Genomic DNA, 10,234 nt, shown 5'->3' on the forward strand with positions numbered 1-10,234 from the left:
GCCCAGCGCCGCAGCAGCGGCAGGAAGCCGCCGCCGCGCCGCTCCGCGGCGGAGCGCGGCGGCGCCGGAGGCAGCCAGCGCGCGGCGGCGAACGAGGAGCACGCGACGAGCGCGGCGCCGATCACGAACGCCCAGCGCCACCGCTCCGCGCCGAGCGCGAAGCCGCCGAGCAGCCGACCGCCGAGGCCGCCGGCGACGGTCGCCGAGACGTACGCGCCCATCGCCTCGCCGAGCCGCTCGGGAGGGAGGGCGCGCGCGAGGTGGACGACGAGGCAGGTCGTGAGCGCGGGGATGCAGAGCCCCTGCGCGAAGCGCGCGGCGACGAGCAGCGGCAGCGTCGGCGCGAAGGCCGACGCGAGGCCGAAGAGCGCGACGACCGCCCCGCCGACCGCGACGATCGGCTTGACGCGGTAGCGGTCGGCGAGCGCGCCGAACGGCAGGTTGGCGAGCGCGATCCCAAGCACGACCGCGGAGACGGTGAGCGAGGCCCGCGCCTCGTCCACGCCGAACTGCCCGGCGATCACCGGCAGCACCGGCTGCGTGATGTAGATCGTGGTGAAGGCGGCGGTGACCACCGCGAAGACCAGCGTCTTGAGGCCCGCCGCGTCGCGCTCGTTCATGGGCGCGCATTGTGCGCCCGGCGCCGCGTCCCGCCAGCGTTCCGCGGCGCGCGCGGACGCCGCGACGGCGGGCGGCGTCGCGGGGAGCGCAACTCCGCCGAAGCGTGTCGCGCCCCGGGCGCGCCCGAGGCGTTTGAAGCGCTCCGCGAAACGATTGAAACGCTGGCGCCGCCCCATCGGGCGCCGTATATGTGACCGCTCGGTCAGGTCTCTGACCGCGCGGTCAACGGAGGTATGCATGCCGCGGACTAAGCAGGAAGCGGTCGCCGAATTTCGCGTCGAGACGATCCTCGAGGCGGCGCACCGAGTCTTCAGCGCCAAGGGATACGAGGGCGCGACGATCCAGGAGATCGCCGAGGCGGCGGGAATCGCCAAGGGCACCGTTTACCTCTACTACGAGTCGAAGCTCGACCTCTACTGGGCGACGCTCAAGCAGGGAATGGAAGAACTGCGCGTCCAGACCGTCGCCGCCGTCGGCGCCGCAGCGACCCCCGAAGAGTCGATCCGCGCCTTCATCCGCACCAAGGCCGAGCACTTCGAGAAGCACCGTGACTTCTTCGCGATGTACTTCACGGAGTTCGGCCAGGCGCTCGTGATGCGCGCGCCCTGCCAGCAGGCGATCGACGACTCCTACATCGCCCAGACCGGAATCCTCGCCGAGGCCGTCGCCAAAGGGATCGAGCAAGGACGGGTCCGCCCGGTCAACGCGCGCGAGGTGGCGTTCGTGGTCTTCGACGTGACGCGCGGGTTGGTGGCGCGCCGCACGCGCGGCTGGTCCGACGCGACGCTCGACGAGGACATCGAGAGCGCCTTCGACTTCGTCTGGAAAGGGCTGGAGGCCCGATGATCGCTTCGCGCATCGCGGCCGTCGCCTGCGCCGCGGCCGTTCTCGCCGCGACCGGCGCGTCGGCGCAGGAGGCGCCCGCGGGGTCCGGCCTGACGCTCGCCGCGGCGGTGGCCCGCGGCCTCGAACGGAACGTCGCCGCGCGCCTCGCCGCGCAGCAGGTGCGGACGGCCGAAGGCGAGGCCCGGCTCGACCGCTCCGGCCTCCTCCCCGACGTCGAAGCGCACCTCTCCGCCGCGCGGCAGACCGTGGATCTCGAGAACTACGGCCTGCCGCTCGCCCCCGGCGAAAACCCGATCGTCGGTCCCTACAACGTGCTCGACGCGCGCGTCGGCGCCTCTCAGGCGCTCTGGGACGCCGAGGCGCTCGCCCGCGCCCGCGCCGGCCGCGGCGCCCTCGAGGCGGCGCGCCTCTCGGCGAAGGACGTGCGCGAGAGGACGGCCGCCGCCGTCGCCGCGCTCTACGTGCGCGCCGCCGTCGCCGCGCGGCGGATCGCCGAGGTCCGCGCGCAGCACGCCACGGCCGAAGCGCTGCTCGCCCGCGCCCGCGCCCTGAAGGAAGCCGGCGTCGCGCCGGGGATCGACGTGCTGCGCGCCGCCGTGCAGGAAAAGGCCGAGCGCCAGCGCGTGATCGTCGCCGAAACCGATTTCGCCAAGGCGAAGCTCGCGCTCGCGCAGGCGATCGAGCTGCCGCTGGCCGACGACCTGCGCCTCGCCGACGAGGTCGCCTACGCGCCGATCGCCGCGCCGGACGAGTCGGACGCGCTGCGCCGCGCCGCCGCGCGCTTCGACGTGCAGGCCGCGCGCGAGGAGATCCGCGCCGCGGAGAACGCGCGCGCGGCGGAGAAGGCGCGCTACCTCCCCTCGCTGCGTCTTTCCGCCGATCTCGGCCTGACCGGTCCCGACGCGCCGAGCCGCGAGCGCACCTACACCGTCGGCGCCGCGCTCAAGATCCCGCTCTTCGAGGCGGGGCGCACGAGCGCGCGGCTGCTCGCCGCCGACGCGCGGCTGGAGTCGGCCCGCGCCCGCGGCGCCGACCTCGCGGCGCGCGCCGAAGAAGAAGTCCGCGCCGCGCTGCTCGACGTCCGCGCCGCCGACGAGCGGGTCCACGTCGCGAACGACGCCGTCGACCTCGCCGCCGAGCAATTGCGCCAGGCGCGCGACCGCTTCGAGGCCGGCGTCGCCGACAACCTCGAGGTCGTGCAGGCGCAGGACGCCGCGGCGCGCGCGACCGACGACTACCTCGCCGCGCTCTACGCGCACAACCTCGCCAAGCTCTCCCTCGCCCGGGCCGTCGGCGACGCCGAAACGGCGGCGCCCCGGCTCTTCGGAGGCGCCCAGTGACCACCGGCCGAGAACCCGCCGAAGGAACAGAGGACCGCGTCCCGCTGCCCGTCCACGGGCTGCGCTCCGCGTTGCGCCGCCGCCCCGCCGCGCGGGCCGCGCTCGTCGTCGTCCTCGTCGCCGCGCTCGCCGCGGCGGGGCTCTACCTTTACCTGCATCTCGCCGGCCGCGAGTCCACCGACGACGCGCAGCTCGAGGGGAACATCGCCCCGGTCGCGGCGCGCGTCGGCGGCGTCGTCGTCGCGGTGCGCGTCGCCGACAACCAGCAGGTCGAGGTCGGAACGACGCTCGTCGAGCTCGACCCCGCCGACTACAAGGTCGCCGTCGCGCGGGCCGAGGCGGAGCTGGCCGACGCCGAGGCCGCGGCCCGCGCCGCGGCGCAGAACGTGCCGGTCGTCTCCGGCTCGACCGAAGGGGACGCCGCCGCGGCGCGCGCCCTCGCCCTCGGCGCGAGGCAGGACGCCGACGCGCAGTCGGCGCGCCAGCGCGAGGCCGAAGCGACGCTGACCCGCGCCGCGGCCGACCTCGAGCGCGCCCGGCGGCTCGTGCAGAAGGACGAGATCTCGCGCCAGCAGTACGACGCCGCGGTCGCCGCCGAGGCGGCCGCGCGCGCGGCGGTGGAGGGCGCGCGCTCCGCCGTCGCCGCGGCCGACGAACGCATCCGTCGAGCGGAGGCGCAGGTCCGCGCCGCGGACGCCTCGCGCGGCCAGGTCGGCGTCGTCGGCGCGCGCGCGGCGGCGGCGCAGGCGCTCGTCGGGCAGAAGCGCGCCGCGCTCGAGCAGGCGAAGCTCAACCTCTCCTACACGACGATCAGGGCGGCCGTGGGCGGCGTCGTGAGCAAGAAGAGCGTCCAGCCGGGACAGGTCGTCGCGCCGGGGCAGCCGCTGCTCGCGCTCGTGCCGCTCGACGACGTCTGGGTCGTCGCCAACTTCAAGGAGAACCAACTGCGCCGGATGCGTTCCGGACAGCGAGCGAGCGTCCACGTGGACGCCTACGGCCGCGACTACGAGGGGCGCGTCGAGAGCGTGGGCGGCGCGACGGCGGCGAAGTTCAGCCTGCTGCCGCCGGAGAACGCGACCGGCAACTTCGTGAAGGTCGTGCAGCGCGTGCCGGTGAAGATCGTGCTCGATCCCGGACAGGACGCGGAGCGCCGCCTGCGCCCCGGCCTGTCGGTCGTGCCGACCGTCTTCACCGACGGAGGAGGGGGCCGATGATTCGGGTGATCACGATCGCGCGCGAGTACGGCAGCGGCGGCGGCGCCACCGCGCGGCGGGTCGCCGCGCTCCTCGGCTGGCGGCTCGTGGACCGCGAGATCATCGCCGCGGCGGCGCGGGTCGCGCACCTCGCCCCCGAGGACGTCGCGGCGCTCGACGAGCATCCGACGCCGTGGCTGACGCGGATGATCAAGGCGTTTTGGCGCGGCGGGCCGGAGGGGTTCGCCGGCGCGCCGAACAAGGTCTTCGACGGCGAAGCGCTGGCCGACCTGACCCGGCGGCTGCTCCTCGACCTCGCCGACGAAGGAGACTGCGTCGTCGTCGGCCGCGGCGCGCAGTGCGCGCTCGCCGGCCGCGAAGACGCCTTCCACGTCTTCGTCCACGCGCCCCGCGCCGAACGGTTCGCCCGCATCCGCCCGCTCTACGCCGACGACGCCGACGCCGAGGAGGCGCTCGACCACGTGGACCGCGACCGCGCGCGCTACGTGCAACGGGCCTACGGCCGGCGCCGACTCGACCCGGACCTCTACGACCTGATGGTCAACACGCGCCTCGGCGTCGAACGCTGCGCGGCGGCGATCCTCGCCGCGGCCGGCCTCGAGGCGCGCCCGCAGTGAGCGCGGCGGCGGCGGCGGTCGGCGCGCCGCGGACGATCAATCCTTGGATCGTCGCGGCCGCGGTGATGGCGAGCACCTTCATGGAGGTGCTCGACACGACCGTCGTCAACGTCGCCCTCCCCCACGTCGCCGGCTCGCTCTCCGTCTCGCCCGACGAGGCGACCTGGGCGCTGACGTCGTATCTCGTCGCCAACGCCGTCGTGCTGCCGATGACCGGCTGGCTCGCCGGGCTGATCGGCCGCAAGCGGCTGCTGATGCTCTCGGTCGGCGGCTTCACCCTCTCCTCGCTGCTCTGCGGCCTCGCGCCGAACCTCGGCTTCCTGATCGCCTTCCGCATCATGCAGGGCGCCACGGGCGGCGGCCTGCAGCCGCTCTCGCAGGCGATCATGCTCGAGGTCTTCCCGCCGAAGGACCGCGGCAAGGCGATGGCGTTCTGGGGCGTCGGGATCGTCGTCGCCCCGATGCTCGGGCCGGTGCTCGGCGGCTGGCTCACCGACAACTGGAGCTGGCGCTGGGTCTTCTACATCAACCTGCCGATCGGGCTGGCCGCGCTGCTGATGACGCAGCTCTTCGTCTTCGACCCGCCGTACATCAAGCGGCGCGGCGCGCGGATCGACTACTGGGGGCTCGGGCTGCTCGTCCTCGGCATCGGCGCGCTGCAGATCATGCTCGACAAGGGGCAGCAGGAGGACTGGTTCGCCTCGCGCTTCATCATCGTCCTCGCCGTCCTCGCCGTCGTCGGCCTGATCGGCCTCGTCGTCCGCGAGCTGCGGGCCGAGCACCCGATCATCGACCTGCGCATCTTCAAGATCGGGACGTTCGCCGCCGGCGTCGGCTTCGTCACGCTGCTCGGCTTCGTCCTCTACGGCAGCACGGTGCTCGTGCCGCTGCTGCTGCAGACGCTCCTCGGCTATCCCGCGCTCGACTCGGGGCTGGCGACGCTCCCGCGCGGCCTGGCCAGCTTCTTCACCCTGCCGATCATCGGGATGCTCATCGGACGGGTCGATCCGCGGCGGCTGCTGACGATCGGCCTGCTCCTGACGACCTACTCGCTCTGGATGCTCTCCCACATCAACCTCGACGCGGGATTCCCGCAGTTCGTCGTCGCGCTCTTCCTGCAGGGGATGTCGCTCAGCATGACCTTCACGCCGCTGACGACGATCACGACGGCGCCGATCCCCAAGGAGCGGATGGGGAACGCGACGAGCATCTACAACCTGATGCGGAACATCGGCTCGTCGTTCGGCGTCGCCGCGGTGACGACGATGCTCGCCCGCCGCGGCCAGTTCCACCTGCACCAGCTGGCCGGCCAGGTGAACGCCTACGCCCCCGCGGCGCAGGAGCGCCTCGCCGGCGTCGCCGCCGCGCTGCAGGCGCGCGGCGCGGACGCGGCGACGGCCGCCGGACAGGCGCGCGCCGTCGTCTACGGCGGCATGCAGCGGCAGGCCTCGATGCTCTCCTACAACGACGCCTTCCTGATCCTCGCCGCGCTCTACCTCTGCCTGCTGCCGCTCGTCTTCCTGATGCGCCGCCCGCCCCGCCACGGCGGGCCGCCCGCGGGCGCGCACTAAGTCGGAAGCGCGCCGCGGCGCCGAGGGCCGCGCCCCGCGCGCCCGCTCAGAAGCGCATCGCGGCGCCGAGAGTGTAGACGTCGGTGTCGCGGCTGTAGTCGGTCACGATCCTCGTCCACGCGAGGCGGGCCGACCACGGGCCGGCGATCCGCACCGCGGCGCTCATCCCGGCGATCCCCGCGACGCCGCGGCGCCCCTCGCTCTCCCCTTCCTCCGCCGGGCGGCGCCGGTCGAGATTGCCGTAGAGGCCGAGCCCGACGCCGAGGCGCAGCGCGCCGTTCCACGCCGGCCGCACCAGCCAGAGCTGCGAGGCGACGCCGTCGCGGCGGATCAGCTCGTTGCTCCCCTCGTTGAGGAGCGTGATCGACCACTCGCTGTAGCGGCCGAGATCGTGGCGGAACTCGATCCCGCGGGCGCGCGCCTTTTGGCTGGCGAACGTGTTGACCGTCGTGCCGCCGACGAAGACGTTCAGCTCCTGCCCGCGCCGCCACTCGTCGGGGCCGGGCTCGCGCCGCTCCGGCGGCGGCAGCGCGCCCCACGAGCGCGTGCCGAGCCGCAGGCCGATCCCGGCGAGGAACGTCGTCGCGTCGACGCTCCGCTCCGACGAGACGTGGTTGACGACGAGCCGCGCGAACAGCGGCCCGCGCGCGTAGTAGGTCGCCGCGAGGCTGTAGATCGGCCGGCGGTCGTGCACGTTCGCCGACCCGCCGTCCGCGCCGGCCTGCGTGTCGTAATAGCGGTAGATCCCGCCGCCCGCGGCGAGCCAGAGCCGGTCGTCGAACAGCGGCAGCCGCGCCCAGGCCTGCGCCGAAAGACCGTCGCGGTGGTGTCCCGGCGGATGTCCCTCGTTGAGGTAGGCGATCGACCAGGCGAGATGGCGGGTGATCGACTGCCGATAGTCCACCGACCAGGCGTAGGAGCTGTCGCGCGTCTCGGACACGAAGGTGCGGCCGAGCAGCAGCCCGGCCTCCTGCGCGCGCGCGGCGGGAGCGGCGCAGGCCAACGCGGCGAGCGCCGCGGCGAACGCGAGCTTCATCGGGCTCTCCGCGCCGGGCGCGCCGCGGAGGGCGGGCCGGCGGACGCGCGAGTTTACCCTCGCCGCGCGAGGCGGGCGCCCCCCGCGCCGCCGCGCGCGGAGCGGGACCTCAGAAGCGCACGCCGGCGCCGAGCGTGTAGACGTCGGCGTCGCGGTGGTAGTCGGTGACGATCCGCGTCCAGGTGACGCGGGCCAGCCACGGGCCGGAGAGGCGCACGGCGGCGGTGATGCCGACGATCCCGGCCAGCCCGCGCCGCCCTTCGGTCTCGCCGTCCGCCTGCAGGCGGCGCTTGTCGAGGTTGCCGTAGAGTCCGGCGCCGAGGCCGAGGCGCAGCGCGCCGTCCCGCGCCGGGCGCACGACCCAGAACTGCGAAGCGAGGCCGTTGCGCCGGATCAGCTCGTTGCTCCCTTCGTTGAGCAGCGTGATCGACCACTCGGCGTACCGGCCGACGTCGTGGCGGAACTCGATCCCGCGGGCCCGCGCCTTCTCGCTGCCGAAGGTGTTGACGGTCGTCGAGCCGACGAAGAGGTCGAGCTCCTGCCGCGCCGGCTTCGTCTCCGGGCCGGGCATCCGCGGCCCCGGCCGCGGCGGCGCGCTCCACGACGGTGCGCCGAGGCGCAGCCCGATCCCCGCCAGGACGACGGTCGTGTCCCGCCAGCCGTCGGTCGGGACGTGCTGCACGGAGAGCCGCGCCGACCACGGCCCGCCGAGGTAGTAGTTCGCGGCGAACCCGTAGATCGGCGCCGCGCCGTGCACGTTTTCCGACGCGCCGTCGGCGCCGCGTTGCGTGTCGTAGTGGCGGTAGACGCCGCCGCCGACCGCCAGCCACAGGCGGTCGTCGAAGAGCGGCAGCTTCAGCCAAGCCTGCGCGGCGAAGCCGTCCCGGTGGTGTCCCTCGAGATGGCCTTCGTTGAGGTGGGAGATCGACCACGCCCAGTGGCGCGTCAGCGACTGGCTGAAGTCGATCGACCAGGCGTACGAGCCGTCGTCGTCGCCGGAGACCGCGGTCCTGCCGCCGGACAGGCCGATCTCCTGCGCGCGCGCCGCCGGAGCCGCGAGCGAAAGCGCGGCGACGGCCGCGACCAACGCGAAACGCATCGAACCTCTGCGTCGGCGCCGCGATGCAGGCGGCGCGGGAGGAGAGGGCAGACGCCGTCGATTCTACCGGGCGGCGTCCCGTCGCGCCCCGCGCGACGCGGCCACGACGCGGCGATGCGGTCACGATGCGGCGATGCGGCCACGATGCGGCGACGGCGGCGCGAGGCGCGCGGCGTTCAGGCGCCCCGCGCGTTCACCACGGCAGATGCTTGCCGTCGCGGAAGAAGCCGCCGGTCGGGCCGTCGTCGGGCAAGGTCGCCAGCCAGACGATCGTCTCCGCGCCCTCCTCGGGGGTCAGCTCGGCCTCCGGCCCGCCCATGCGGGTCTGGACCCAGCCGGGGCAACAGGCGTTGACCTTGACCAGCGGCCCCGCCTCGGCCGCGAGCTTGACGGTGAGGGCGTTGAGCGCGGCCTTGGAGACGCAGTAGGCGGCCGGCCCTTCCAGCCCCTCGCCGAACGAGCCGCAGCCGGAGGAGACGTTGACCACCCGCCCCCGCCCCGCCGCCCGCATGCCGGGGATGAAGGCGCGGGCCAGCGCCAGCGGGCCGAAGACATGGACCTCGAATGCGGCGCGGAGCAGATCGTCGCCGCGGGCCATCAGCGACCCCTCGGGGAAGATGCCGGCGTTGTTGACGAGCGCTTCGACGCGGATCTGCGCCGCGGCGAGGTCCTCGACGCAGCGCCGAATGCTCTCCGGGTCGGCGACGTCGAGCTCGACCGCGCGGACCGGCAGCCGCCGCTCGCGCAGCGCGCCGGCCGCCTCCTCGCCGAGCCGCGGGTCGCGCGCGCCGAGCAGGACCTCCACGCCGCGGCGCGCCAACGCTTCCGCGACGGCCAGCCCGATGCCGCGGTTCCCGCCCGTGACCAACGCCGTCCGCACCGTCTCGCCCATCGCGCCGCCCTCCGCAAGCCGCTTGGAAGGTACGGCGCGCCGCGCGCGGGTGCGCCGCGTCGGCGGACGGCGCGTCGGCCCCTCGTCCCGACGACGACCGCCTCCCGCCGCCCGCGGAGACTCCCGCGCCCCTTGCGTTGGGCGGCGGGCGCGGCGTTGACGCCGATCCGCGCGGCGGGCGATAGTGCGGCGTCGCGCGGAGGCCGTCGGGCGCCGCGGGGGGAGAGCCAAATGTCGATGCGTACGCCGCTTTGCGCCGCCGCCGTCCTTCTGTCCGCCCTGGCCTTCGCCGTGGCGGAGGAGCCGTCCAAGCCCGCCGCCGAAACCGCAACGGCCGCCGCCGCGTCGCCGGCGTTCAAGGAGACGCCGCAGAGCATGGAGGCGCGCAGCTCCGCCGCGCCGCTCGTTCGGGAGGCGTTGGTCAAGTGGAGCGGCCAGGACGCGCGCGGGGCGCTCACGCTGTTCAATGAGGCAGTCGGCATGGCGCCGAACGATCCGCTGATCCTGTGGATGCGCGGCGAGTTCTTCCGCAGCGCCGCGGAGCGGACGAGAGACACGCCGGAAGGAAGGGACATGGCCGAGCGTCTCAAAGAGGCGGCGGCGAAGGACTACCACGCCGCCGTGGCGGCCGCCCCCGACAGCATGGCCGCCGCCGATTCACTGGACTCGCTCGAAGCGCTGCGCGGACGCGACCTTTTCCCGGAGACGCCGCTGCTCTGCCCGCCCGAAGACGTCGCCGCGGTCGGCAATGCGCAGCGGTTGGTCGCCGAGCAGAAGTACGAGGAAGCCAAGGCGCTGTTCCGCGACGCCGCGGACCGCTGCCCGAATTCCGCGCAGTTCTGGGTCTCCTTCGGCGGCGCCTTCTTCGCGGCCGGCGACTTCGCCATGGCCAAGACGATCTTCGCCCGCGCCGTCGAGGCCGACCCGTGGAACCGCCAGGCGGCGCGGTTTCTCGCCGACGCGGAGCGCAAGCTCGGCAACGCGGACGAGGCGCTGCA

The 10,234-nt window shown here is 74.5% G+C and carries 10 protein-coding genes; 6 read left to right on the forward strand and 4 right to left on the reverse strand.

Annotation, left to right across the window (positions count from 1 at the left end):
* Positions 1-620, reverse strand: a 620-nt coding sequence (locus LLG88_11885; GenBank protein ID MCE5247601.1) for an MFS transporter, incomplete at its 3' end; no start/stop codon positions are given.
* 238 nt (positions 621-858) lie between these two features.
* On the opposite strand from LLG88_11885, the gene LLG88_11890 reads away from it, so the two are divergent.
* Genes LLG88_11890 through LLG88_11910 form a run of 5 tightly spaced genes read left to right on the forward strand, consistent with a single transcriptional unit; the run spans position 859 to position 6,209 of the window.
* Entirely contained in the window at positions 859-1,467 is a 609-nt protein-coding gene (locus LLG88_11890) for a TetR/AcrR family transcriptional regulator (GenBank protein MCE5247602.1), read from the forward strand.
* Positions 1,464-2,807 (forward strand): TolC family protein, encoded by a 1,344-nt coding sequence (locus LLG88_11895; GenBank protein ID MCE5247603.1) that lies wholly within the window; start codon positions 1,464-1,466, stop codon positions 2,805-2,807. The genes LLG88_11890 and LLG88_11895 overlap by 4 nt, the downstream gene beginning before the upstream one ends.
* The gene (locus LLG88_11900; GenBank protein ID MCE5247604.1) at positions 2,804-4,021 is read left to right on the forward strand and encodes an HlyD family secretion protein; all 1,218 of its coding nucleotides are present in this window, start codon (positions 2,804-2,806) and stop codon (positions 4,019-4,021) included. The genes LLG88_11895 and LLG88_11900 overlap by 4 nt, the downstream gene beginning before the upstream one ends.
* Positions 4,018-4,638, forward strand: a complete 621-nt coding sequence (locus LLG88_11905) for a cytidylate kinase-like family protein (GenBank protein ID MCE5247605.1) — start codon at positions 4,018-4,020, stop codon at positions 4,636-4,638. Before LLG88_11900 ends, LLG88_11905 begins: the two co-directional genes overlap by 4 nt.
* Positions 4,635-6,209 (forward strand): DHA2 family efflux MFS transporter permease subunit, encoded by a 1,575-nt coding sequence (locus LLG88_11910; GenBank protein ID MCE5247606.1) that lies wholly within the window; start codon positions 4,635-4,637, stop codon positions 6,207-6,209. Before LLG88_11905 ends, LLG88_11910 begins: the two co-directional genes overlap by 4 nt.
* 46 nt (positions 6,210-6,255) lie before the next feature.
* Here LLG88_11910 and LLG88_11915 read toward each other — a convergent pair whose 3' ends face one another.
* The 3 genes from LLG88_11915 to LLG88_11925 all read right to left on the reverse strand — a co-directional run bounded on the left by LLG88_11915 (position 6,256) and on the right by LLG88_11925 (position 9,236).
* Positions 6,256-7,245 carry a hypothetical protein gene (locus LLG88_11915; GenBank protein MCE5247607.1) on the reverse strand — a complete coding sequence of 330 codons (990 nt, stop codon included), beginning with the start codon at positions 7,243-7,245 and terminating at the stop codon, positions 6,256-6,258.
* 109 nt (positions 7,246-7,354) lie between these two features.
* Entirely contained in the window at positions 7,355-8,344 is a 990-nt protein-coding gene (locus LLG88_11920) for a hypothetical protein (GenBank protein MCE5247608.1), read from the reverse strand.
* 193 nt (positions 8,345-8,537) lie between these two features.
* Positions 8,538-9,236 (reverse strand): SDR family oxidoreductase, encoded by a 699-nt coding sequence (locus LLG88_11925; protein ID MCE5247609.1) that lies wholly within the window; start codon positions 9,234-9,236, stop codon positions 8,538-8,540.
* Positions 9,237-9,467: 231 nt separating this feature from the next.
* On the opposite strand from LLG88_11925, the gene LLG88_11930 reads away from it, so the two are divergent.
* A partial coding sequence (locus LLG88_11930) for a hypothetical protein (protein MCE5247610.1) occupies positions 9,468-10,234 on the forward strand: 767 nt, incomplete at its 3' end.

The sequence above is a fragment of the bacterium genome (genome assembly GCA_021372775.1).
Taxonomy (GTDB): Bacteria; Acidobacteriota; Polarisedimenticolia; order J045; family J045; genus JAJFTU01.